Source organism: Flavobacterium sp. H4147 (genome assembly GCF_029360735.1).
In the GTDB taxonomy this organism is placed as follows: Bacteria; Bacteroidota; Bacteroidia; order Flavobacteriales; family Flavobacteriaceae; genus Flavobacterium; species Flavobacterium endoglycinae.
The window spans coordinates 181,757-206,937 of record NZ_JARKNB010000004.1 but is presented as its reverse complement, the minus strand read 5'-3'; the positions used below and the strand labels follow the sequence as shown (position 1 = coordinate 206,937).

General features: G+C 33.2%; 28 protein-coding genes. 18 read left to right on the top strand and 10 right to left on the bottom strand.

Annotated features, from left to right (window positions below):
• The first annotated feature begins 74 nt into the window (after nucleotides 1-74).
• From P2W75_RS18230 to P2W75_RS18170, 13 genes are all read left to right on the top strand, one after another.
• A complete protein-coding gene (locus tag P2W75_RS18230) occupies nucleotides 75-518 on the top strand; it encodes a hypothetical protein (RefSeq protein ID WP_276381566.1) in 444 nt (147 codons plus the stop codon).
• Between the two features lie 117 nt (nucleotides 519-635).
• The gene (locus tag P2W75_RS18225; RefSeq protein ID WP_276381565.1) at nucleotides 636-1,202 is read left to right on the top strand and encodes an aminodeoxychorismate/anthranilate synthase component II; all 567 of its coding nucleotides are present in this window, start codon (nucleotides 636-638) and stop codon (nucleotides 1,200-1,202) included.
• A 123-nt stretch (nucleotides 1,203-1,325) separates the two neighbouring features.
• Complete coding sequence (gene trpD / locus P2W75_RS18220; protein ID WP_276381564.1) at nucleotides 1,326-2,318, top strand: anthranilate phosphoribosyltransferase; 993 nt, start codon at nucleotides 1,326-1,328, stop codon at nucleotides 2,316-2,318.
• An 85-nt stretch (nucleotides 2,319-2,403) separates the two neighbouring features.
• Nucleotides 2,404-3,189: an indole-3-glycerol phosphate synthase TrpC gene (gene trpC / locus P2W75_RS18215; protein WP_207295130.1), complete on the top strand. Its 786-nt coding sequence runs from the start codon at nucleotides 2,404-2,406 to the stop codon at nucleotides 3,187-3,189.
• 152 nt (nucleotides 3,190-3,341) lie between these two features.
• Nucleotides 3,342-3,974 carry a phosphoribosylanthranilate isomerase gene (locus P2W75_RS18210; protein WP_276381563.1) on the top strand — a complete coding sequence of 211 codons (633 nt, stop codon included), beginning with the start codon at nucleotides 3,342-3,344 and terminating at the stop codon, nucleotides 3,972-3,974.
• 11 nt (nucleotides 3,975-3,985) lie between these two features.
• Nucleotides 3,986-5,167 (top strand): tryptophan synthase subunit beta, encoded by a 1,182-nt coding sequence (gene trpB, locus P2W75_RS18205; RefSeq protein WP_276381562.1) that lies wholly within the window; start codon nucleotides 3,986-3,988, stop codon nucleotides 5,165-5,167.
• 125 nt (nucleotides 5,168-5,292) lie between these two features.
• The gene (locus P2W75_RS18200; RefSeq protein WP_207295127.1) at nucleotides 5,293-5,613 is read left to right on the top strand and encodes a gamma-glutamylcyclotransferase family protein; all 321 of its coding nucleotides are present in this window, start codon (nucleotides 5,293-5,295) and stop codon (nucleotides 5,611-5,613) included.
• Nucleotide 5,614: 1 nt separating this feature from the next.
• Nucleotides 5,615-6,352 carry a carbon-nitrogen hydrolase family protein gene (locus P2W75_RS18195; RefSeq protein WP_276381561.1) on the top strand — a complete coding sequence of 246 codons (738 nt, stop codon included), beginning with the start codon at nucleotides 5,615-5,617 and terminating at the stop codon, nucleotides 6,350-6,352.
• A gap of 104 nt (nucleotides 6,353-6,456) precedes the next feature.
• Nucleotides 6,457-7,218: a tryptophan synthase subunit alpha gene (trpA, locus tag P2W75_RS18190; protein ID WP_207295125.1), complete on the top strand. Its 762-nt coding sequence runs from the start codon at nucleotides 6,457-6,459 to the stop codon at nucleotides 7,216-7,218.
• Between the two features lie 174 nt (nucleotides 7,219-7,392).
• Entirely contained in the window at nucleotides 7,393-8,022 is a 630-nt protein-coding gene (locus P2W75_RS18185) for a TetR/AcrR family transcriptional regulator (protein ID WP_207295124.1), read from the top strand.
• On the top strand, nucleotides 8,012-9,337 hold the full coding sequence (locus P2W75_RS18180; RefSeq protein WP_207295123.1) for a TolC family protein: 1,326 nt from the start codon (nucleotides 8,012-8,014) through the stop codon (nucleotides 9,335-9,337). The genes P2W75_RS18185 and P2W75_RS18180 overlap by 11 nt, the downstream gene beginning before the upstream one ends.
• 12 nt (nucleotides 9,338-9,349) lie before the next feature.
• On the top strand, nucleotides 9,350-10,429 hold the full coding sequence (locus tag P2W75_RS18175; protein WP_207295122.1) for an HlyD family secretion protein: 1,080 nt from the start codon (nucleotides 9,350-9,352) through the stop codon (nucleotides 10,427-10,429).
• 5 nt (nucleotides 10,430-10,434) lie between these two features.
• Entirely contained in the window at nucleotides 10,435-12,021 is a 1,587-nt protein-coding gene (locus P2W75_RS18170; RefSeq protein ID WP_207295121.1) for a DHA2 family efflux MFS transporter permease subunit, read from the top strand.
• A 221-nt stretch (nucleotides 12,022-12,242) separates the two neighbouring features.
• Here P2W75_RS18170 and yaaA read toward each other — a convergent pair whose 3' ends face one another.
• The gene (yaaA, locus tag P2W75_RS18165) at nucleotides 12,243-13,001 is read right to left on the bottom strand and encodes a peroxide stress protein YaaA (protein ID WP_207295120.1); all 759 of its coding nucleotides are present in this window, start codon (nucleotides 12,999-13,001) and stop codon (nucleotides 12,243-12,245) included.
• Between the two features lie 1,129 nt (nucleotides 13,002-14,130).
• On the opposite strand from yaaA, the gene P2W75_RS18160 reads away from it, so the two are divergent.
• From P2W75_RS18160 to P2W75_RS18145, 4 genes are read left to right on the top strand one after another with little or no spacing between them, the layout of a single operon-like run.
• A complete protein-coding gene (locus P2W75_RS18160) occupies nucleotides 14,131-14,505 on the top strand; it encodes a GxxExxY protein (RefSeq protein ID WP_207295119.1) in 375 nt (124 codons plus the stop codon).
• 14 nt (nucleotides 14,506-14,519) lie between these two features.
• Nucleotides 14,520-15,950, top strand: a complete 1,431-nt coding sequence (locus P2W75_RS18155) for an HD domain-containing protein (RefSeq protein ID WP_276381560.1) — start codon at nucleotides 14,520-14,522, stop codon at nucleotides 15,948-15,950.
• Entirely contained in the window at nucleotides 15,950-16,324 is a 375-nt protein-coding gene (locus P2W75_RS18150) for a hypothetical protein (protein ID WP_276381559.1), read from the top strand. The genes P2W75_RS18155 and P2W75_RS18150 overlap by 1 nt, the downstream gene beginning before the upstream one ends.
• Nucleotides 16,321-17,346, top strand: a complete 1,026-nt coding sequence (locus P2W75_RS18145) for a COX15/CtaA family protein (RefSeq protein ID WP_276381557.1) — start codon at nucleotides 16,321-16,323, stop codon at nucleotides 17,344-17,346. The genes P2W75_RS18150 and P2W75_RS18145 overlap by 4 nt, the downstream gene beginning before the upstream one ends.
• A 173-nt stretch (nucleotides 17,347-17,519) precedes the next feature.
• On the opposite strand, the gene P2W75_RS18140 is transcribed toward P2W75_RS18145, so the two are convergent.
• The 9 genes from P2W75_RS18140 to P2W75_RS18100 form a co-directional block, all read right to left on the bottom strand.
• Entirely contained in the window at nucleotides 17,520-18,287 is a 768-nt protein-coding gene (locus tag P2W75_RS18140) for a LytTR family DNA-binding domain-containing protein (RefSeq protein WP_276381556.1), read from the bottom strand.
• Between the two features lie 38 nt (nucleotides 18,288-18,325).
• Nucleotides 18,326-18,694: a 2TM domain-containing protein gene (locus P2W75_RS18135; RefSeq protein ID WP_207295115.1), complete on the bottom strand. Its 369-nt coding sequence runs from the start codon at nucleotides 18,692-18,694 to the stop codon at nucleotides 18,326-18,328.
• Between the two features lie 22 nt (nucleotides 18,695-18,716).
• Nucleotides 18,717-19,022: a 2TM domain-containing protein gene (locus tag P2W75_RS18130; protein ID WP_239023088.1), complete on the bottom strand. Its 306-nt coding sequence runs from the start codon at nucleotides 19,020-19,022 to the stop codon at nucleotides 18,717-18,719.
• 2 nt (nucleotides 19,023-19,024) lie between these two features.
• Nucleotides 19,025-19,354: a 2TM domain-containing protein gene (locus P2W75_RS18125; protein ID WP_276381555.1), complete on the bottom strand. Its 330-nt coding sequence runs from the start codon at nucleotides 19,352-19,354 to the stop codon at nucleotides 19,025-19,027.
• Between the two features lies 1 nt (nucleotide 19,355).
• Nucleotides 19,356-19,661: a 2TM domain-containing protein gene (locus P2W75_RS18120; RefSeq protein ID WP_276381554.1), complete on the bottom strand. Its 306-nt coding sequence runs from the start codon at nucleotides 19,659-19,661 to the stop codon at nucleotides 19,356-19,358.
• Nucleotides 19,661-20,998, bottom strand: coding sequence for a 2TM domain-containing protein (locus P2W75_RS18115; RefSeq protein WP_207295111.1), 1,338 nt, complete (start codon nucleotides 20,996-20,998; stop codon nucleotides 19,661-19,663). Before P2W75_RS18115 ends, P2W75_RS18120 begins: the two co-directional genes overlap by 1 nt.
• A gap of 17 nt (nucleotides 20,999-21,015) precedes the next feature.
• Complete coding sequence (locus tag P2W75_RS18110; protein WP_207295110.1) at nucleotides 21,016-21,636, bottom strand: hypothetical protein; 621 nt, start codon at nucleotides 21,634-21,636, stop codon at nucleotides 21,016-21,018.
• A 46-nt stretch (nucleotides 21,637-21,682) separates the two neighbouring features.
• On the bottom strand, nucleotides 21,683-22,090 hold the full coding sequence (locus P2W75_RS18105; RefSeq protein WP_207295109.1) for a DUF2141 domain-containing protein: 408 nt from the start codon (nucleotides 22,088-22,090) through the stop codon (nucleotides 21,683-21,685).
• A 313-nt stretch (nucleotides 22,091-22,403) separates the two neighbouring features.
• The gene (locus P2W75_RS18100) at nucleotides 22,404-24,563 is read right to left on the bottom strand and encodes a TonB-dependent receptor (RefSeq protein WP_276381552.1); all 2,160 of its coding nucleotides are present in this window, start codon (nucleotides 24,561-24,563) and stop codon (nucleotides 22,404-22,406) included.
• A gap of 140 nt (nucleotides 24,564-24,703) precedes the next feature.
• Between P2W75_RS18100 and P2W75_RS18095 the strand changes: the two genes are divergently transcribed.
• Nucleotides 24,704-25,162, top strand: a complete 459-nt coding sequence (locus tag P2W75_RS18095; protein ID WP_207295107.1) for a DinB family protein — start codon at nucleotides 24,704-24,706, stop codon at nucleotides 25,160-25,162.
• The last annotated feature ends 19 nt before the right edge of the window (nucleotides 25,163-25,181 follow it).

Genomic DNA, 25,181 nt, shown 5'->3' with positions numbered 1-25,181 from the left:
AAGTTGTTGGAACTTGAAACGTGAAACTTGAAACATGAAACTTAAAAACAATTAACCACAAACCATAAAAAACCATGAAAAAAGCAATATCAGTTTTAGTTTTAATCATTAGCATAGTTTCCTGTAATTCAGAGAAAAAGCATAATCCGCTTGAAGGAACCTGGCGTCTTATATCAGCTGAAACAACAGAAAAAGATTCTACTTTTTCGACTTTCAATCCAAAAACAAAAATGATTAAAATTATTAATGAAACACATTTTGCTTTTTTTAATCATGATTTGAATAATGGTAAAGATTCAACAAATGCCGTATTTTTTGGCGGAGGCGGAAAATACACTTTAAAAGACAGCATTTATACAGAGAATCTGGAATACTTCAATAATCGTCAATGGGAAAATGGAAAATTTGAGTTTACAGTAAAAATCAAAAACGACACCTTAACTCAAAAAGGAATCGAAAAAGTAGAAAAATTAGGAATCAACCGAATTATTACTGAAAAGTACGTTCGAGAAAAATAATAAAATTTTGTTTCAGGTTGTCTTTGTTTCAAGTTTGCTTCGCCAGTTCGCTATCGCTCGGGTCAAGTTGCTGAAACGTGAAACCAAAAAAACTTGAAACTGGAAATAAAACAAAAAATGAAAAAGATTTTAGTTATAGACAATTACGATAGTTTCACTTATAATTTAGTGCACTATTTAGAAGATTTAGATTGCGAAGTAACCGTTTACAGAAACGACGAATTCGAAATTGATGAAATTGCTTCTTTCGAAAAAATATTGCTTTCGCCAGGACCTGGAATTCCAGACGAAGCAGGATTATTGAAAGCTGTAATCGAAAAATACAGTCCAACAAAAAGCATTTTAGGAGTTTGCTTAGGACAACAAGCTATTGGGGAAGTTTTCGGCGGAACACTTTCAAACCTTGACAAAGTATATCACGGCGTTTCTACAAATGTAAAAACAGTAGTTTCAGATGAAATTTTGTTTGAAGGTTTAGGAAACGAGTTTGAGGTTGGAAGATACCATTCGTGGGTTGTTGACGCTAATTTACCAGAAGATTTAGAAGCAACTTCGGTAGACGAAAACGGTCAAATTATGTCTTTAAGACACAAAAATTACGATGTAAGAGGCGTTCAATTCCACCCAGAAAGCGTTTTAACACCAAACGGAAAAAGGATTTTAGAGAATTGGATTAATAGTTAATTTTTTGTTTCAGGTTTAAAGTTTAAAGTTTCAAGTTACTGGAACGTGAAACCTGAAACTTGAAACAAATAAAACAAAAAACTTAGCATCTCAGAACCTTAGCAACTTAGAATCTTTAAAAAAATGAAAACTATATTAAACAAATTAATCAACCACGAAGTGCTTACTAAAGAAGAAGCAAAAAACGTATTGATTAATATTTCAAGCGGTCAATATAACCCAAGTCAGATTTCAGCATTTTTGACTGTATATATGATGCGAAGCATTACCATTGATGAACTTTCGGGATTTCGCGAAGCATTATTAGATCTTTGCATCCGAGTAGATTTATCAGCTTACAATACCATCGATTTATGTGGAACAGGTGGTGACGGAAAAGACACTTTCAACATTTCGACTTTAGCTTCTTTTGTATCAGCAGGAGCGGGAATAAAAGTCGCAAAACACGGAAATTACGGCGTTTCTTCTATTTCTGGATCAAGCAACGTAATGGAAAAAATGGGAATTAAATTTAGCAACGATCCAGCATTTTTAGAAAAATGTATCGATCAGGCTGGAATTTGTGTTTTACACGCTCCCCTATTTCACCCAGCAATGAAAAATGTAGGGCCAATTAGAAAAGAACTGGCAGTAAAAACCTTCTTTAATATGTTAGGGCCAATGGTAAATCCAGCATTTCCACAAAATCAATTGGTTGGAGTTTTCAACTTAGAATTAGCAAGAATGTATGCGTATTTATACCAAAATACCGATACCAATTTCACAATCTTACATTCGCTTGACGGATATGACGAAATTTCTTTAACAGGACCAACAAAAATTATCACTAGCCACATGGAAGGCATGATAAAACCAGAAGATTTTGGAGTTCGTCTTTTATCTCAAACTGAAATTGAAGGCGGAAAAACCATCGAAGAATCGGCTGAAATTTTCACGAATATCATTTCTGGAAAAGGAAACGAAGCTCAAAATAATGTAGTCTGTGCCAATGCTGCAATGGCAATCGCAACGGTAAACAAATGCACTCCGCAAGAAGGTTTTGAACTGGCAAAAGAAAGTTTATTATCAGGAAAAGGACTGAAAGCATTGAAAAAATTGAAAGAATTAAGTAAATAATTTTTTAGTTTCAAGTTTCAGGTTTCAAGTTGTTTTGAACGTTCTAACTTGAAACATGAAACGTGAAACATGAAACAACACAACAATGAACATCTTAGATAAAATAATCATAGACAAAAAACAAGAAGTGATTTTGAAGAAATCGATTATTCCGGTTTCTCAATTGGAAGCTTCTGTATTTTTTGGAAAACAGACTATTTCACTTAGTCAGAAATTAAAAGAAAGCAACTCTGGAATTATCGCAGAACACAAACGCCGTTCTCCTTCAAAATCAATCATCAACAATAATTTTACCGTTGAAGAAGTGGTAAAAGGTTACGAAAATGCTGGTGCATGCGGAATTTCCGTTTTAACTGATGGAAAATATTTCGGCGGATCTTTAGACGATTTGCTTTTAGCCAGAGCTTCAGTAAATATTCCGCTTTTGCGAAAAGAATTTATTGTAGACGAATATCAGATTTTAGAAGCAAAAGCACACGGAGCCGATTTGATTTTGTTAATCGCAGCCGTTTTAACTCGCGAAGAAATCAAATCTTTATCTGAATTTGCTAAAAAATTAGGTTTAGAAGTTCTTTTAGAAGTTCATAATCAAGAAGAATTAGAAAAATCAATTATGCCGACTTTAGACATGATTGGGGTAAATAATAGAAACTTAAAAACATTCGAAGTAAGTTTAGATTTCAGTAAAGAATTAGCTTCACAAATTCCGAATGATTTTGTAAAAGTTTCGGAAAGCGGCATTTCTTCAATTGAAGCTATTCAAGAATTAAAACCTTACGGATACAAAGGTTTCTTAATTGGAGAAAACTTCATGAAAACCGATAACGCTGGCGTAGCAGCAACAGAATTTATAAAAAATTTAGGCGAATAAAATTAGCCACGAATTGATAAATTTAATTTTCATATCATCCGTGAATTCGTGGCGAAAAAAAATCAACACAAAGCTTTGCGAACCTTGCGTTTTTAAGCACACTCAAAGACAAAAAACCTTAGCGCACTTTGCGGTAAAAACACACAACGAAAATGAAACTCAAAATATGCGGCATGAAATATCCAGAAAATATCCTCGAAGTAGGCGCGCTCCTACCCGATTATATGGGATTTATTTTCTGGGAAAAGTCCGCTAGATATTGCAACGGGAATGTTCCCGAATTGATTAAAACCATCAAAAAAGTAGGCGTTTTTGTCAATCAAAGTCAGGAAGAAATTCTAGAAAAAGTAGAAAAATACAACTTGCAAGCTGTTCAACTGCATGGAGAAGAATCGGTTGAATTTTGTACAGCATTAAAAGAAAAACTGCCAAAGGAAATCGAAATTATTAAAGTATTTTCGGCTGACGAAAATTTTGATTTTGAAATTATTAAAGCTTTTGAAAATGTCTGCGATTATTTTCTATTTGACACAAAAGGAAAATTACCAGGCGGAAACGGAACAACTTTCGACTGGAGCATCTTAAAAAAATACAATTCGAAAAAGCCTTTCTTTTTAAGCGGTGGAATTGGAATGAACGAATTAAAAGCCATTGAAGAAATTTCAAAAACCAATTTGCCTATTTATGCTGTCGATGTAAATAGTAAATTTGAAATCGAACCAGGGCTAAAAAATAAAAACCTATTAAGCAATTTTAAACGCAAATTTGAAATTGTAAACATCTAAACTTTAAAAAAATGAGTTTTAACGTCAACGAAAAAGGATATTACGGAGAATTTGGAGGAGCTTATATCCCTGAAATGCTTTATCCAAATGTAGAAGAATTACGCCAGAAATATTTAAGCATAATGGATGAACCTGATTTTAAAGCAGAGTTCAACCAATTGTTGAAAGATTATGTTGGACGCCCTAGTCCGCTGTATTTTGCGAAACGTTTATCGGAGAAATACAACACCAAAGTTTATCTAAAAAGAGAAGACTTAAACCATACTGGAGCACACAAAGTAAACAATACAATTGGGCAAATCTTACTGGCAAAACGTCTAGGCAAAAAAAGAATTATTGCCGAAACTGGCGCTGGACAGCACGGTGTGGCAACTGCGACAGTTTGTGCTTTAATGGGAATTGAATGCATTGTATACATGGGCGAAATTGACATTGCACGCCAAGCACCAAATGTAGCACGTATGAAAATGTTAGGTGCAGAAGTTCGTCCCGCACTTTCAGGTTCAAGAACTTTAAAAGACGCTACAAACGAAGCCATTCGTGACTGGATCAACAATCCGGTTGACACACATTATATTATTGGATCTGCCATTGGACCTCATCCTTATCCAGATATGGTAACACGTTTTCAAAGCATTATTTCTGAGGAAATTAAATGGCAATTAAAAGAAAAAGAAGGACGTGAAAACCCAGATTATGTTGTCGCTTGCATTGGCGGAGGAAGTAATGCCGCAGGAACGTATTACCACTTTTTACACGAACCAGAAGTGGGAATCATTGCAGTGGAAGCAGCTGGAAAAGGTGTAGACAGCGGACACAGCGCAGCAACTAGCAAATTAGGTAAAGTTGGTGTTATTCACGGTTGTAAAACGCTTTTAATGCAAACTACAGATGGACAAATTACAGAACCGTACTCTATTTCTGCAGGTTTAGATTATCCAGGAGTTGGACCTTTGCACGCACATTTAGCTCAAAGCGGACGTGGAGAATTTTTCTCTGTTACCGATGATGATGCGATGAATGCTGGTTTACAACTAACAAAATTAGAAGGAATTATTCCGGCTATTGAAAGCGCACACGCTTTTGCCGTTTTAGATCAAAAGAAATTTAAACCTACAGACGTTGTTGTAATCAGTCTTTCAGGTCGCGGCGATAAAGATTTAGATAATTATATAGACTATTTTAAATTGTAATAAAAATCGTAATTTGGGCGTTCCCTACGGTCGGGCTGTCTGCTATATCTTTTTATTTTTAAAGAAAAAATAAAAAGGATGCCGCGCCCATCCCTAACGCAAAAAATAACGAGAAAATCATAATTATGGAACTATTATTCTCTTACGGAACATTAAGATCGAAACAAATTCAAATGCAGATTTTTAATAAAGTTTTAAGTGGTACTCCAGATCAAATACTGGGTTTCAAACTTAAAAGTTTACAAATAGAAGAAGAATTTGGAATGGCAGATTATGTTGTGGCTGTACCAAGTGAAAATCTGGAAGACATTATACATGGTGTTGCTTTTGAAGTTTCAAATCCAGAATTGTTAAAAGTAGATCAGTTCGAATCTAACTCATACAAAAGAGTTCAAGTTAAACTTCAATCTGGAAGAATGGCTTGGGTTTATACAGAAAATAAATAATATGATTTTAGCAGCTGCACAGACAAAACCAACTCGCGAAAATATCGAAGCTAATTTATTAGATCATTATCGTCTTATTGAATTGGCTGTACAAAATGGAGCAGATTTAATTGTATTTCCAGAAATGTCGATTACAGGATATGAAAGAAAAAATGCTGCACCATTAGTGTTTCAAAAAGAGGATACGCGTTTAGATCATTTAAAAGAATTAGCTGTTAAAAATAAAATCACCATTATTGCTGGAGCGTCAATTCAAATTGAATCAAAAATGTTTATCGGGCAGTTCATTATATCGCCAGATAATTCGGTTTCAATTTATACAAAGCAGTTTTTACATGAAGGCGAAGATGAATTTTTCGATTCGACATTCGATTATAATCCAATGATTCGTATTGAAGATCAGAATATTTCTTTTGCCATTTGTGCCGATATTGACAATCCGCTTCATCCAGAACATGCACGAAAAAGAGAAACTGATATTTATATCGCTAGTATTTTCTTTTCACCAAACGGAATTCCGAGTGCTTATAGAGATTTGCAAAATTATGCTGCGAAACACAAAATGAGTGTGTTGATGTCAAATTTCAGTGGAGAATCTTGGGGCTCACCTTCAGCGGGACAAAGTGCTTTTTGGGACAATAAAGGAGAATTAATTGCTCAAATGAATGATTCTGACCCTGGATTATTACTTGTTGAAAAACAAGGTGATGATTGGACGAGTAAAATCATTACAACATAAAAATTCCTACAAGGTTTTCAAAACCTTGTAGGCATAATTAAAATCAAGTAAAATAAAAGACCTACAAGGTTTTGAAAACCTTGCAGGAATAAAAAGATAGTAAAATGAACAGAATAACTCAGAAATTACAAGAAGATAAAAAGATACTTTCTATTTATTTTTCTGCCGGATATCCAAATTTAAACGATACAGTGCAGATTATTCAAGATTTAGAAAAAAACGGAGTAGATTTAATTGAAATCGGACTTCCTTTCAGTGATCCTTTGGCAGATGGTCCAACTATTCAAGCGAGTTCTACACAGGCACTTCATAACGGAATGACCACTCAAATCCTATTCGATCAGCTGCAAAACATTCGCGAAAGCGTAAAAATTCCATTGATTATCATGGGATATTTCAATCCAATGTTACAATACGGCGTGGAAGCATTCTGCCAAAAATGTGCTGAAATTGGAATCGACGGTTTGATTATTCCAGATCTTCCAGTGGATGTTTACGCAGACGAATACAAAGCGATTTTTGAAAAATATGGTTTAATAAATGTGTTTTTGATTACGCCTCAAACCTCAGACGAAAGAATTCGTTTTATAGACAGCGTTTCAAACGGGTTTATTTATATGGTAAGTTCTGCAAGTGTTACGGGATCTCAAAGCGGTTTTGGAAATGTTCAAGAAGAATATTTTGAGAGAATATCAAATCTGAATTTGAAAAACCCACAAATTGTTGGATTTGGAATTTCAAATAAAGAAACTTTCAGTCAGGCAACAAAATATGCAAAAGGCGCTATTATTGGAAGTGCTTTTATCAAACATTTAAGCGAAAACGGGAGCGGGAAAATTGCTGAGTTTGTTGGAGAGATTCGATAATACATCATTTGTAATTTAAACAAATAAATTCTTAAGAGCTGAAATACCAAGTATTTCAGCTTTTTTGTTTCAAAACACCGAAACCGTTTTATGTTAATATTTTGTTAAAACAAAATTAAACAAGTGTTTAAATTAAACAACTGTTTAATTTTGTACCCGATTAGAAAACACGCTATGTCAAACATCGAATTAAACGATAAAAAAATTCAGATTCTTGAAGTTGCAGAAAGACTATTTTCTGAGAAAGGATTTGAAGGGACATCGATACGGGATATATCCAAAGAGGCAAAAATTAATATTGCCATGGTGTCTTATTACTTTGGTTCAAAAGAAAGACTACTGGAAGCTTTAATTCTTCATAAGACTTCTGATTTAAAATTACAACTCGAAAATTTATTACAGGAAAACATCGAACCTCTTGAGAAAGTCAATAAATTAATCGAAATTTACGTTAACAGAATTTGTCTCAACAAAGGGATTTACAGGGTTTTACATTTTGAACTTTACAATAAAAAAAGAGAAAAAAGCCTTCAAGCTTTCACCGAACTTAAAAAAGGAAATTTAAAATCAGTCGAAAGTATTATTAAGCAAGGTCAAGATCAGGGAGTTTTTAGAAAAGATCTTAACATTCCGCTGATCACGCCCACGATTATTGGAACCTTTTTTCACTTTCATATGAATCGCTCATTCTTCGAAGAATTACTGGATTTAAAAACCGAAGAAATGTTTAACAATTACATTAAAAACAATCTTACAAAGCACATTCAACAAACTATAAAAGCGCTACTTGTTTATGAAAATTAGTCAATTAATGCTCTTTGGAGTTTTCTTTATCGGAATATCTTCACTAGAAGCACAAGAGAAAACAAGTTTAACCTTAGATGAAGCCGTAAAAATGGCTTGGGAAAAGAGTAACGAGGTTACGCTTGCCAACACTAAGGTGAACTCAAAAAAATATGAACTTCAATCGGTTAAAAACAACCAATATCCGGACTTAAAAATTTCAGGTCAGTACCAGCGATTAACAAAGGCTTCTATTGATATGCACAATGGTGGTCAGTCAAGTTCTGAACCAATGCCATCTCCGGATCAGGCAATGTTAGGTATGGCAAATTTAAGCCTTCCAATCTTTGCAGGATTTAAAATCCAAAACAGCATAAATGCTTCTGAAAGTTTGTACGAAGCAGAAAGTGTAAACGCTGCCAAAACAAAAGAAGATGTCGCTTTAAGAGTAATTACGTATTACACGGCTTTATATAAAGCACAGAAAACTTTAGATGTTTTAAACGAAAACCAAAAAAGTGCGAAACAACGTGTTACGGATTTTACTGAATTAGAAAAAAACGGAATTATTCCGAGAAATGATTTATTGAAAGCGCAATTGTTAGTTTCAAAAACACAATTATCTATTGATGAAGCTAATAATAATATCAATAACATTAACTTTTATCTAACGACATTACTTAAATTAGAGCCATCTGTAAAAATTCAAGTTAATGAAGAAGATTTCTTCAATTTAAAAACAACTAATGCACCAACGTCTGATGCAATAGCACTTGAAAACAGAAAAGATTTAGAAGCGATTCGTTTACAACAAAAAGCTTCGGAAGCTAATGTTAAAATTGCAAAATCAGGCTATTATCCTACTCTTTCATTACTTGGTGGATATACGGCTTTAGATCTTAAAGACATTATTACAGTAAAATATGCCATGAATTTCGGTATAGGTTTATCGTATGATTTATCTGGAATTCTGAAAAATAGTTCGCATGTAAAAGAAGCAGAAAGCAAAGCTTTGGAAGTTAAAAATACTGAAGCTATTATGACCGACCGTATTAAAGTAGAAGTTCAAAAATCTATTGAAGATTATGACTTAGCGATCAATCAAAGTGTTGTTTACGAAGAAGCACTTCAGCAAGCATCTGAAAATTACAGACTTGTAAAAGACAAATTTGACAATGGTTTAGCAGATACCAATGATTTGGTGGAAGCAGACGTTGAGCAATTAAGTGCAAAAATCAACACTGCAGTGGCAAAAGCAACAATCATTCAAAAATATTACGAATTACTTTCGGTATCAGGACAATTATCACAATCATTCAATCTTTCAAAAATATAATCGACAGCTCTCATGGAAAAGAAAAAAACAAATAAAAAATTCATCATCATACTTGCAGTTCTGATTTTAGGAGGCGGAACTTACGGAATATCTAAATATCTTCACTCTCAAGCTCACGAAGAAACAGATGATGCTCAAATAGAAAAAAGAATGAACCCTATTATCCCGAGAGTGTCAGGATATATCAGCAAAGTGTATGTGAAAGATAATGACTATGTAAAAAAAGGTGATACTTTATTTACAATCGATAAGAGAGATTATCAGTTAAAAATCGATGAAGCAAATGCTGCTTTACTAGGAGCTGAAGGTCAATTTGAAGCTGCAAAAGCCGATATTGGAAGTGCAAATGCGAGTATTTCAGTTTCTGATGCTCAAATGAGATCTGCTACAGGTTCTATCGAAAGTGCGAAAATCAGATTGAGACAGCTTACAAACGATTTTAACCGTTACAATAACTTATACAAAACACATACTATTACAAAGCAACAATTTGAGCAAGCTCAGGCTGCAAAAGATGAAGCTGAAAACCAAGTGCGTGTTTTAGAACAACAACAAAGAGCAAGTTCTTACCAAAAATCAGTTATTCAGTCAAAATCTAAAGTATCTGATAAACAAACAGAAGTTGCAGCAGCAAACATTAAAAAAGCAAAAACAATGCTTGATGTTGCTCACTTAAACCTTTCTTATACTGTTGTTACTGCTGCAATTGATGGTCAAGTTTCTAAAGTAGATATTCAGCCAGGACAATTGGTTCAGCCAGGACAATCTTTATTCTATATCATTAACAATAGCGAAGCTTGGGTTGTAGCAAACTTTAAAGAAACACAATTGAACAAAATGGTTGTGGGACAAAAAGTAAGTTTAAAAGTTGATGCATATCCAAACTATGAATTTAAAGGTACTGTAACATCTTTTTCACCTGCAACAGGATCTCGTTTTTCATTATTACCTCCTGACAATGCTACAGGAAACTTCGTGAAAACAATTCAAAGATTACCAGTAAAAATTAGTATCGACCAATCAAACGATCCTGAAAAAGTAAAATTATTACGCCCAGGAATGAATGTTGATGTAGATGTACATTTGAAATAAAATAAATGGCAACAGCAGTACAAGACGACGATTTAGTAGAATACGGTTTCAGACGTGTTGTCATTACGATTACGGCAGTACTTTGTGCACTGCTGGAAATTGTTGATACCACGATTGTAAACGTAGCGCTTACAGACATGCGCGGAAGTCTTGGGGCAACCTTGACCGATGTGGCATGGGTAATTACAGCATACGCCATTGCGAATGTTATTGTAATTCCGATGACAAGCTGGCTGTCACAGCAATTTGGACGACGTAATTATTTTGTGGCTTCGATCATAATATTCACCGTTTGTTCCTTCTTGTGTGGTAATGCCTCAAATATATGGGAGCTGGTAGCTTTCCGATTCGTACAAGGTATGGGTGGTGGAGCGTTATTAGTGACAGCCCAAACCATTATTACAGAAAGTTATCCCGTTGCAAAACGTGGTATGGCACAGGCAATTTATGGAATGGGTGTAATTGTAGGTCCAACTTTAGGTCCGCCTTTGGGAGGATATTTAGTAGACAATTATTCTTGGCCTTATATTTTCTATATTAATATTCCACTTGGAATTATCGCTACAGTTTTGGCTTTAACTTTCGTTAGAAGTCCAAAATACGGTGAGAAACTAAAAGCAAATCAGGTTGACTGGTGGGGAATTATTTTGTTGAGCACCTTTATTGGTTCTTTACAATTCGTTTTGGAACACGGGCAACAGGACGATTGGTTTAACGATTCTTTAATCGTAACCCTAAGTGTTGTTACTGTTTTTGGATTGTTGTTGTTTATCTGGAGAGAGCTTACTTATAAACACCCAATCGTAAACCTAAGTGTGCTAAAAGACGGAAATTTAAGAATCGGGACTTTAATGTCTTTCATTCTTGGTTTCGGTTTATACGGATCAACATTAATTATCCCAATTTACACACAGTCTATTTTAGGATGGACTGCAACTGATGCTGGTTTATTATTAATTCCAGGATCCATTACAACTGCGTTTATGATGCCGTTTGTAGGTAATATGATTCAGAAAGGTGTGCCACAAGCATATATGGTAGGAGTAGGATTTTTAATTTTCTTCTTCTTTACTTTTATGATGTACACTAGAATGACTCCAGATACTGGTGTAGAACATATGTATTGGCCTTTAATTTTAAGAGGTATTGGTTTAGGACTGCTTTTCGTTCCTATTACAACCCTTACTCTTTCAACCTTAAAAGGAAAGCAAATTGGTGAAGGTGCGGCTTTTAGCGGAATGATGCGTCAGTTAGGTGGATCTTTTGGTATTGCCATTATTACCACTTTCATCACACGTTTCAGCCAGTCACACCGAGTTGATTTAATTAATAATTTAGATCCTGCCAAATTCGACGTACAGCAACGTATTGCAGGCATGCAGCGTGCCTTCATGGCAAAAGGTTATAGCGCCGATGTTGCTTTGAAAAAAGCATATCAGCTTATAGAACTTTCTGTAATGAAGCAAAGTACCGTAATGGCTTATATGGATATTTTCATGTATCTAGGAATCATGTTTTTATGTTGCATACCGATTATTCTCTTTATCAAAAAAGGGAAGAACAAAATTAGTGCAGCCGACGCAATGCATTAATGATAATAATAATTTTATAATACGCATAAACGCCGAATTCCATCAAGAATTCGGCGTTGTTTTTTATGATCGTTTTTATTTAATCTGCTAAATCCGCAGGGATTTAAATCCCTGCCTACAAAATTGTTCGAATCTACGATTCTTAAAAAAAAACTTAAATTCTTAGAAAAACCTTAGTACCTCAGCACCTTTGAACCTTTGAACCTTTGAACCTAAAAAAACTATCTTGTAAAAACTAAATGATTTCCTTTTGAAAGATTTGCATCAAATTGATATCCTTCATAATTGAAACCTTTTAGATCATCAATAGTTTCAGCATTTGTATCGATAATATAACGAACCATCATACCTCTCGCCTTTTTCGCAAAGAAGCTGATCATTTTTAGTTTTCCATCTTTGTAATCTTTGAAATCTGGAGTAATTACAGGCACTTTTAAAGCTTTAACATCAACCGCAGAAAAATATTCGTTACTTGCCAAGTTCACAAACAAATCCCCTTTTTTTAATTCTTTATTTAAAGCTTTTGTAACAGTTGGTTTCCAGAAATCGTGAAGATTTTTAGATTCTCCAACTGGCATTTTAGTTCCCATTTCTAAACGGTACGCCTGCATTAAATCAAGTGGTTTTAAAAGTCCGTAAAGACCAGATAAGATTCTAAGTTTATCTTGTAGAACATCTAATTTTTCTAACGGAATAGTATAAGCATCTAATCCTGTATAAACATCGCCATCAAAAGTATAAACCGCCGGACGGGCATTTTCAGGAGTAAAAGGCGTTTTCCAATCCTGATTTCTTTTCCAGTTTAAATCGGCTAGTTTGTCTGAGATTGACATTAATTCTGATAATTCAGCTGGCTTTTTTTGTTTAACCACTTTATGAACCACTCGCGCTTCTTTTAAAAAAGATGGTTCTGTATATTGAGATGTTGGTAATTCTTTTTCGAAATTCAATGATTTCGCTGGAGATATAACAATTTTCATTTGTACGTTTTTGTATAATTCAAAAATACAAATTGCATTTCTAAAAATAGATTATCGCAATTGATTTGTTTTATATGTGTATATTTTTTTCCGCCACGAATTCACGAATTTATTTTTTTACAATCTCTGAGTTTAGTTTCAAATGAATTCGGGTAATTCATTGCACAAATTATTCGAAATGATTAAAAGTAATTCGTGAATTCGTGGCGGAAAATCTAGATCATGACAAAATTCAAGAATTCATTTTTTTACAATCTCTGAGTTTAGTTCCAAATGAATTCGGGTAATTCATTACACAAATTATTCGAAATGATTAAAAGTAATTCGTGAATTCGTGGCGGAAAATTTAGATCATGACAAAATTCAAGAATTATTTTTTTAAATCTCTGAGTTTAGTTCCGAATGAATTCGGGTAATTCATTGCACAAATTTATCCGAAATGATTAAAATTAATTCGTGAATTCGTGGCGGAAAATTTAAATCATGACAAAATTCAAGAATTCCTTTTTTACAATCTCTGAGTTTAGTTCCGAATGAATTCGGGTAATTCATTGCAAAAATTATTCGAAATGATTAAAATTAATTCGTGAATTCGTGGCGGAAAATCCAGATCATGAAAAAATTCAAGAATTTATTTTTTTAAATCTCTGAGTTTAGTTTCGAATGAATTCGGGTAATTCACTGCACAAATTTATCCGAAATGATTAAAATTAATCCGTGAATTCGTGGCGGAAAATCCAGATCATGACAAAATTCAAGAATTCATTTTTTTACAATCTCTGAGTTTAGTTCCGAATGAATTCGGGTAATTCATTGCACAAATTTATCCGAAATGATTAAAATTAATTCGTGAATTCGTGGCGGAAAATTTAGATTAATTCGTATAGTACCCACCACCGTTTTTTTATTTTCATAAAATTCAATTGAAAAATTGTGAATTTATTCAAAAAAGTGAACAATAGATTATAAAAGGCATTTTCTATGTTGTAAATTTGCAACCATAAAATTCCAAAAACATTTTCAATACAAAAATTGAAAGTTGTATTCTAAATAATAGCCACAAATTCACGAATTAACTTTTTAAATTAATTAGAAAAATTCGTGAATTCGTGGCGGAAAAATTTAGATCATGACAAAAATATTGTATCAGCAAGAAAGTTATCAGATAATGGGAATTTTATTTGATGTTCATAGAAATTTAGGTGGAGGGTTTTCTGAAATCGTATATAAAGATGCTTTAGAATATGAGTTCAAAAAAGCCAATATTCCATTTGAAAGAGAAAAAGAATATTTGGTAAATTATAAAGACATTATATTAAATCACAAGTTTTATGCTGATTTTGTTTTGTTTGATCAAATTATACTTGAAATAAAATCAAGTGATTTTTTACATCCAAAGTACATTTCACAATGTCTTAATTATCTAAAAGTTTCCAAAAATAAGTTAGCGATTTTAGCAAACTTTAATTCTTCCTCGCTTGAACATAAACGTATTATTTTATAAAAATTAGTGAATTCGTGGCTATACAAACAAACTATAAATCTGCTTTACAAAACAAAATCTTCGATATCATTTCGAAAGCTTCTCAAGAATTAAACGTTGATTCGTATGTGATCGGCGGATTTGTTCGTGATTTGCTTTTAAACCGAGGTTCGAAAAAAGACATCGACGTTCTAGCAGTTGGGAGCGGAATTGAATTAGCCCTTAAAGTTTCTAATTTGCTTCCAAACAAACCAAAAGTTCAAGTATTTAAAACCTACGGAACAGCAATGCTTCGCTTTGAAGATACCGATATTGAATTTGTAGGCGCGCGAAAAGAATCGTATAACCGTGACAGCCGTAACCCGATTGTTGAAAACGGAACTTTACAAGATGATCAAAATCGTCGTGATTTTACGATCAATGCTTTTGCTTTGTCTTTAAATCAAAATAATTTCGGAGATCTTTTAGATCCTTTTAACGGATTAACAGATTTAGAGAATAAAACAATCAAAACGCCATTAGATCCAGATATTACCTATTCTGATGATCCTTTGCGTATGCTTCGCGCGATTCGTTTTGCGACTCAGCTGAATTTTGAAATTGAAGAAGATTCACTAAATGCCATCACAAAAAATGCGGATCGTATCAAAATTATTTCTGGTGAAAGAATTGTTGATGAATTAAACAAAATTCTTCTAACCAATAAACCTTCAACGGGATTTTTACTTTTATACAAAACGGGTCTTTTAGATTTAATTTTACCTGAATTAACCGCCTTGAATCAGGTGGAAGAAATCGAAGGTCATACCCATAAAAACAATTTTTATCATACGCTGGAAGTTGTCGATAATATTTGTCCAAATACAGATGATGTTTGGTTGCGCTGGTCAGCTTTATTGCATGATATTGGAAAAGCACCAACAAAACGTTTCAACAAAAAACAAGGATGGACTTTTCACGGACATGAATTCTTAGGCGGAAAAATGGCTAAGAAAATATTCGAACGTTTGCACATGCCTTTGAACCATAAAATGAAATTCGTTCAGAAAATGGTTATCATGAGTTCTCGTCCGATTGTTTTGGCGCAGGATATTGTGACTGACAGCGCAGTTCGTCGTTTGGTTTTTGATGCGGGTGAAGATGTAGAAGATTTAATGACTTTATGTGAAGCCGATATCACAACCAAAAATCCAGCGAAATTCAAAAAATACCATAAAAACTTCGAAGTTGTCCGCAGAAAAATTGTGGAAGTTGAAGAACGCGATCACGTTCGTAATTTCCAGCCGCCAATTACAGGAGAAGAAATTATGGAAATGTTTGATTTGAAACCTTCACGCGAAATTGGTATTTTGAAAGAAGCAGTGAAAGAAGCCATTTTAGAAGGCGATATTCCGAATGAATATCAAGCGGCTTATGATTTTGTGATTAAAAGAGCTGAAAAGCTGAATCTAACGCTTAAGAAATAATGAACGAGGATTATATAGTTTATATTTATTGGGCTTTAATTGCAATAACAATTGTCCATCCAAACTATATATTTTTCAAAAAACTTAAAAATGTTAAAGGAAAACCAATTGTACATAAATTACTTTATTTTTTTGTAAGTCTTCTTATACTCTTTACAATTATGCTAATTTTTATGGCAATATTGATTAGTCCTTACCTTAATGAATTGTTAGATGTAAAAATTGATTATAACAGTTATGTTGTTAGGTTTCTATATGCAGGACTCGTATTTCCTCTTACCTATTTAGCAAACATATATATCGCAAAATTATATTTGAAAAAAATTTCCAAAACAAAAAATAAAAACGAAATCGAATTAATCGGAAAAGAATGAAAAAAGAAAATAAATCAGTAATCATTTGGTTACTATCGGGTTGTGTTTTATTATTTTTAATGGTTGTCGTGGGTGGAATTACTCGTTTAACCAATTCAGGTTTATCAATGACCGACTGGCATTTAGTAACCGACACCTTCCCTCCTTTAACAGAAGCCAAATGGCAGGCCGCTTTTGACGAATACAAAAAATTCCCTGAATATCAGAAAATCAATATTCACAACGATTTTCAATTATCAGATTATAAATTCATTTATTTCTGGGAATGGTTTCACCGTTTTATCGGGCGTATTATTGGTTTGGTTTTCTTTGTGCCTTTCGTTTACTTTTTAGTTAGAAAAAAATTAGATACTCCAACCATAAAAAAATGCATTGTGCTTCTAGCAATGGGAGCTTTCCAAGGTTTCTTAGGATGGTTTATGGTAAAAAGCGGATTAATTGACAATCCAGATGTAAGCCATTTTAGACTTTCATTACATTTAACTTTTGCGTTTATCACTTTCGCTTACACACTTTGGGTGGCTTTGGATTTAATTTACCCTGAAAGAAATATCAATAAAATTTTACCACTTCGCACAATAGCAAGATATGCTTTGGCTGCTTTATTAATTCAGATTATTTACGGCGGATTTGTCGCAGGTTTAAATGCTGGATTAATTCACAATCACTGGCCTTTAATGAGCGATGGAGAATTTATTCACGAATCGGTTTTTATTGAGCAGTCTTCTTTAGTGAAAAATTTAATTGAAGGAAAAAGCGGTGTTCAGTTTGTGCACAGAACTTTTGCTTATGTAGTGGTTGCGATGATTCTTTTTCTTTTCTTCAAAAGCAAAAAATACACACTTACCAATACACAATCAAATGGAATAAAAACCCTTGTCGCTTTTGTTTTCATTCAGTTTGCGCTAGGCGTTTTCACTTTATTGTACAGCGTTCCATTGGCTTTAGGGTTAATCCACCAAATTATGGCATTTTTCCTTTTAAGTGCCATGACGTATACATTACACCGTTTGAGCAAATAAAAATCAAATATTAAAACATAAAAAAAGAGCCAAATGGCTCTTTTTTTATTGCTATGCTTTTATATAAAACGAAACCGGATTGAAATCCGGCCCTACAATATGTATCGAGCCTATGGCTTTTTCCACGGGAACAACATTTTCTTTCTTCTTTCTTCTCACATCTCACAAAAAAATTACCCCAACCAACTCTTAAAATCCTGCACTTTTTCTCGGCTTACAATAACCTCATCATCTTTATAACTTGGTAAAATCACTTTTAAACGAGAATTAGTATACACCTGAATTTCTTTAATGGCTTTTAGCGGAACAATAAATTTTCTGCTTACGCGAAAGAAATCCTTCTTGTCTAATTCTTGCTCTAAAATTTCCAGCGTTGAATCAATTAAATAATCGCGGTTTTCGAAAGTATGAATGTAAGTTCCTTTATTTTCACTGAAAAAACATTCGATTTCTTCTGTATTGATGACTTTTAAATGCTGTCCGATTTTGACTGTAAAACGCTTTTTATACGTTTTCTCAAACGGATTTGACAACATCTGGCGAATCTGCTCAAAATCCAACTGCAGGTTTGATGTTTCAGCTGGAGCTTTTGGAAGTCGGGATTTGAATTTTGAAACTGCAGCTTCAAGATCATCTTCATCAATTGGTTTAAGAAGGTAATCTATACTGTTAAGTTTAAAAGCTTTTAAGGCATACTCATCGTATGCCGTTGTAAAGATAATAGCGCTTTTAATATCTATTTTTTCAAAAATCTCAAACGATAAACCATCTGACAGCTGAATGTCCAAAAAAATCAAATCCGGATGCTGGTTATTTGAAAACCATTCTACCGATTCTTCAACAGAATGAAGCATCGTTTCTACTGTAACATCTAACTTTTCAAGCTTTCTTTGCAGCAATCTCGCTGCTGGTTTTTCGTCTTCTATAATTAATGTGATCATTTACTATATTGTAAAATTTGAAAAATACGAAATCAAAATTACTCCCATTTATTTGTATTTGCAGCTTCTTTCTCCATATATTTTTGGATCTTTTTCTGCTCCCAGTCAGAGCTGAAGAAAAGGTCTCTTCCAAAAACCGATAAGGCGTGAGCTGCTAAACCAATTCCCCAGAAAAATGCAGTCGAATACGTTCTCCAATCTGACAATGCACTGGCGTGAATTCCTTCTGTAAAAATATCTTTATTTATGTTGGCAACAATAATAATCAAGTTTACTATAATGTAAACTCTTAAATGCGAATAAAATCCTTTTAATCGTTTTACTTTTTTGTAGGCATTGTTATAGCCTTCATCTGAGCTGAACCCTTGTGCATACTCTTCGTACATGCGTCTTCTAAAACGTCCCATATTTTTATTTTTTTTATCTAAATTATTTCCATTTGTTTTTGTTCTCTTTTTCCTTTTCCATGAATTCTTTGATTTTTCTTTCTTCCCAGCCTTTTCCAAGAACAGGAAATACTTCAAAAACTTTTAATCCATGAAGAACTACTCCAACTCCCCACCACATTAACGGCCAGAAAAACCATAAATATTTGGGTGAAGTATACAGATTTATAAAAATCAAAATTGCATTTACTAAAATATAAGCAACTAGATTTCCGTAAAATCCTTTTATACTTTCGACTTTTTTGCGAGCCTGAATGTATCTGTCTTCTTCATTAAAATTCATTTCCATAATTATTCCCATTTTTGTGTTTTATTTTTCTTTTCTAAAAGACTTCTCAATTTACGTTCTTCCCATTCATGTCCAAAGATTCTGAAAGAGACAAACATATCTATAGCTGATCCAACATATACGGCTGACCAAATAATGATTACTACATCATTTAAAAAATTAATCGGAATGAAATGCAGCGGTAGTTCTGTATATTCTTTTAAAAGGTAAAGTGCTAAAGCAATCAGGTACAGAAATGTATGTTTGTAAAACGATTTTAACTTAACTACCTTTTTGCTGGCCAATTGCTGTAATTCGTATTCTTCCGGGTTATTATTAGAATTTGTTTCCATATTATTCCCAAGTTTTTTGATTTTTTTCTTTTTCCAGAATTTCTCTAATTTTTCTTTCTTCCCATTTTTTATTGAAAAAAGGCGGAAAGCTAAAAACCTTCAATCCATGTAAAACAATCGCTATTCCCCAGCCCATCAAACACCATACAAACCATAAATATCCTGATGAAGTCATAATGTTTACCACAATTACGATAGGATTTACAAGAATATAAACCGTTAAATGTTCATAAAACTCTCTAATTTCTTTCACTCTTTTTTGAGCTTGATAATATCGTTCTCCCTCAAGATGATTTTTATCAGTCATTATTTCCAAGTTTTTTGATTATTCTCTTTTTCTAAAATTTCTCTAATTTTTCTTTCTTCCCAGTCAGAGCTGTAACCAAACACCTTAAATGCATGCATTGCAACTCCAAATCCCCAGCCTAAAGCTGAAAACCAAAACCACTGAAATCCAGGTGAGAATTGTAAATTGATAAAAACCAAACACGGAATCACGCAGCAATATGAAATTAAATTTCCATAAAATCCTTTCAACTCTTCCACTCTTTTTTTAGCTCTGTAATATGCTTTAGCTTCGTCGTTGTATTCTGTACTTATATCCATGACAGTTATTTGTTTAGTTAAAATTGGAATCCTAACTGTGAAATTCTTTTCATCTTGTTCAATTTTCACTTTTCTATCAGTTATAATTCCGTATCGATTTACAATATTCTGAAGTCCAACACCTTGTCTATCTTGAAGTACTTCTTTTTTCTGAAGATCATTTTGTATTGCTAAATAATCTTTGTCTATAAAAATTCGAATGTGCAATGGTTTTTGTTCGCTTACTACATTGTGTTTTACCGTATTTTCGAGCAAAAGCTGTAAAGACAATGGCACTACTTTCGCGTCTGGATTGATGTTTTCTGTTGGCAGTTCGTAAAACAAACTATTTTCGAAACGCATTTTTAGAAGGTTCATGTAGGTTTTAGCAAACGATAGTTCATCTTCTACAGAAACTAATTCTTTATCTTTTTGTTCCAGAACATATCTGTAGATTTTAGATAACGATGTTGTAAATCGCTGCGCATTGTCGGGATTTTCTTCGATCAAAGAACTTAAAACATTCAAACTATTAAAAAGAAAATGCGGGTCGATCTGATTTTTTAAACTTTCGAATTTGGCATTTGCCGTTCCCGCAATAATCTTTTGTTGTATAACTTTATTCTCCTGATAAGCTTTGTAAAAATGTAAGGCATGAAATACTAGGAGAATAATAAAAGCAATGACTGCATTTTCAATGTATGTTGAAGCTTCTTCATTTGCCAGAAAGCTTAATATCGGACGTCTTTCAATTACTACATTCGTAAAAACACGAAGTAGAAAAACAAAGAAAATCGAAACAAAAAAGGAGCTTACAAAACCTATAAAAATTCTTTTATTAGAAAATCTGTTGTCTTTAAAAACCTTATCTAAGTATACAAATAGAGAAGCATTTACAATATAAAGGACAACGCTGTAAAGCATACAGTACAAGAAAAATATGTACAAATTATTATTGAAAATTGCCATTCCAAATGAAGCAAAACGAATCAGGAAGGAGAATAGAAAAACGATTCCGCCTACTAACAATGCTTTAAGTAGATTTGGTTTTAAAGTCATTACTTCTTTGAATTAAATTATTTACAAGTTTTTTGGATTTCCAAAGCTCTGTCTAATCCCCATTTTGGAGAAAAAGGAGTTTCTGGTTTAAAAGTAGCAAAAAGTTCAATAGATTTATCAACTTGCGCACACAAAGGTTTTGTGTCAACACCTGTCCATTTTGCCCCTCCTAACTGATAATCAGCTTCTCCAAATACAGCTCTTGGGTTATTTGGATCAATCGCTTTTGCTTTTGCGTAAGCTTCCATCACTTTACTAGAATATTTCATTCCGTTTGTCATTGGGTCAGCTACTACATATCCTGTATAAATTAAAGCTTGTAACACGTACAATTCGGCATTATTTTGGTCTTTAATAAACTCAATGTCTAATGCGTCCTGTGCTTTAGTTAACAATAGATCGATTTTAGTTTTGTCTTTTTCTGTAAAAACAGCTGTAGTATTAATTAAAGCAACATAGTAATTTGGCAAGTAACTGTTTTTTTCTGCTGCTGCAATTCTTTCAAATAATGCCGAAGCTTCTGCATTTTTTCCTTCTTTCCAAAGTCCGAAAGCCTTTGTCATTCCTTGTTCAAATTGCGTTTGAGCCGAAGCTATTACTACTACAAATAATGCGATTAAAGTGATGATTTTTTTCATTTTACAAGTTATTTAATGGTTTGTTTATAGAGATTAGTTATTTTTATTATAATGTAATTTCAATTTTTGAATCTTTATTGATATCAAATTTAGCATCTTTATAGGAAGGCGGCCCCATAAATCCTTTTGCATTATTGGAAGCAGCATAATCTTCAGACGGAATTCCCATCATATTTTTGTCTAGTTTCCCGTTGTTGTTCTCATCATGATACGTTGAAATGGCGTATTCTCCAGCAGGAAGATTATCAAATGTCACCACTGCTTTGTTATTTTTAATTTCGGAAGCAAGACTTTTATATGTTGTTTTAAGAAACGTTCCGTCTGAATTATACAATCCAACTTTAACCGTTCCTGTGTTACTTTTTAAACCTGAAACAGTAACTGTTAATTTCACATTTTGAGCAGACATTAAGCTGCAGATAAATAAAATAGTTATGGTAATAATTTTGGTCATGATTTCTTTTTTTAAGGTTCTTTTTTTAAGATTCAAAGGTTTGGAGTTGCAAAGTGACAAAGGCTTTTTTCTAATATTAAGATTCTAAAACTTTGAGCCCTTGTCACTTTGCTTCTTTGTTCCTTTTATTTTACACTTCAAAAGTATAGTGGTTTTTACTCTTTTAAAATTAAATGCTGCTGAGTTGTTGATTTTGGTTACTGAATTGTTTCTTTTTGAGTTACAAAGGTTCAGAGTTACAAAGTGACAAAGGTTTTCCTTCTTAAACTTTTAAAGCTTTGCCCCTTTGGACCTTTGCCCCTTTGTACCTGAATTACAAGTTCTTCAACTGATTCTCACTCTTATTCTGGCTGATTGTCCAGAAGAAACCTATGAAGAAGAATCTATCTGCTGTTGGAACAACGGCTTGTCTTTGATATACACCACTTGGATCTGGATTTTTAGCATAATCGTATCCAAAAATATTTTTTGTCCCTAAAACATTTGAAACTGAGAAATAAAGGATTTTTTGTGTGGTTAGTAAATACGCCCAATTGAAACTCAAGTTATTATACGATTTTGTTTTTCCGTTCATAAATTGTGTCTGGTTTGGATCGTTGTACGGACGTCCTGTGCTGAAACTATTTGTGAATCCGATTTGTGATTTCCAATCTGTAATGAAATATTTCGTTACAACAGACAGATTATGATTGGCCACAAAACTTGGAGTTGCCATATTTGGGAAGTTTTTATATTGTCTTTGTGAATCTATATATGAATATGAAATCCAGTATTCTAAGTTTTTGTACAAATTGCTGTCTCTCCAAAAAATATCCAATCCTTTTGCGTAACCTGAACCGTTGTTATTGAAAACTGAATTGTACTGAATATCTCTTGTATTGTATTGAACCAAATTGCTGTAATCTTTATAATATGCTTCGGCTCTAAACGTCTGACCTGGTTGTGTAAACTGGTAATTTAAAATATAATGCTGTGCTTTTTCACTTTCAAACTGGTGGTATTTTGAAAATTTGATATAATCTACCACAGGCGTTTGAGAAAAATCTCCGTAAGCAAATGAGAACTGACTGCTTTTCGAAACTTTGTAAGCAATAGAAGCTCTAGGTGCAATATTATTTTCGTTTAACAAACTATTGTTCGAATATCTAAAACCTACTTTCATCGCCAGATTTTTAGAGAATAAAATATCTGCTTCTGTATAAGCGGCAAAAATGTTAGAATCGTAACCATTTGCCACATCAATAGAAGTATTATCATTGAAGTTTTCATTGAATCTTGTAATGAAATAATCAGTACCAAAAGAAACTTTGAAATGATTTGAGATTTTTTTCTGCAATTTTAATTTTAACTGAGCCGCATTTTCATTGCTGTCAACATCATTAATATCATATTTGATTTTGTTTTTGCTGTAACCATAACTAATTCCTGAAGTTAACTGCCAGCCTGTTCCAAAAGTTCCTTTGTAAGAAGAGTTTAAATAGAAGTTATTGTTGTTTAAATCAGTTCTAATTGGATTTTCGAAGTTGATATTTTTCTGGTTCAAATCGAATCTTTCTGAATCGAAAGAAGCATATAATTTAAAGATTCCGTTTGTGAAATTATATCGGTAAACGGTTTCACCTCCAAGCGATTGATAAGGACTATTCCATTTTACATTTTGAGGAATTACTGCCTGATAAGGCGCCAGATTCACATACATCATATTAACACTCAAAGAGCTTTTTTTGAATTTCTGAGTATTTCCCAAACTCAATCCAACTGTCATTAATCCAATATCTGTTTTTTCATGATCTGCCTCATCCTGAGTATTTAAAAGCAAAACACTTGATAAAGCTTCACCATATTCGGCAGAGTAACCTCCAGTGGAAAATGCAATTCCACTGAATAAGAAAGGAGAAAAACGGCTTCTTGTTGGCAGATTGTTAGTTGTCGCTCCGTAAGGCTGTGCTACGCGAATTCCATCCACAAAAGTCTGTGTTTCGCTCGCTTCACCTCCACGTACAAACAAACGTCCGTCTTCACCAACAGTTTGTGTTCCTGGCAATGTTTGTAAAGCCGCCACTATATTTCCGGCAGAACCTGCAGTTGTTACAATATCTAAAGGTTTTAAAACTGAAACTCTTGCTTTGTCTCCAGATTCTAAAGTTCCGGCTGTAATAACCACTGCATCCAGCGCATTAATATTTTCTCTTAATTTAACCGTTTGGTTTTTATAATTCGCAACATCAATTTCTTGTTTGAAGGTTTCGAAAAGCAAAAAGCTGACTACTAAAAATTTATTTCCTGTTTCTGTAGTTTCAAAAGAAAACTCTCCCGTTTCAGAACTTGTTGCTCCGTCGTAAGTTCCGTCAAGATAAATATTGGCACCGGCAACTGGTTTTCCTTTCTGATCTACTACTTTTCCTGAAATAATATTTTGAGCAAAAGTAAAAGTGCTTAGTAATAATAAAATAAAAGTAATTCTGGTTTTCATGATATTGGTTTTTGATGAAGCAAATGTATTTTAACATTTCCTGTTAAAAAATATATAATAACCCAATTGTAGAATTTTAAGGATGAGTTGTAGATTACTTTATTTGTATCTTAGCTAGGAATTAAAAAAAACCAGAACTCATGTCAGAAAACAAAAGAATTTCAAACCTATATCAATCTATTTATAATGGAAATCCTTGGCTGGAGGTCACTCTGGCAGACACTTTACAAAATGTAAGCGCAGAACAGGCCTATAAAAAAATAGATCCAAAATTAAATACAATATGGGAAATTGTAAACCACCTTATACAATGGAGAAGAAACATTTTACAGCGTATGCAGGGTGAAACGATTATTACACCAGATCATAATTATTTTGTTCCTGTTTTAGATCCATCAGAAGCCGCTTGGGAGCAGTCACTTCAAACACTGGCAAAATCACAAGAGGCGTGGAATACTTTTTTTGAAGATTTTGATGATGCCGATTTAGCAAAAATCTACGTAAATAATGGTCATACCTATTATGAACATATTCATGGAATTATTCAGCATGATGTGTATCATTTAGGGCAGATTGTTATTTTGAAGAAACTGCTTTAAATATAAATTAAAAAATAAA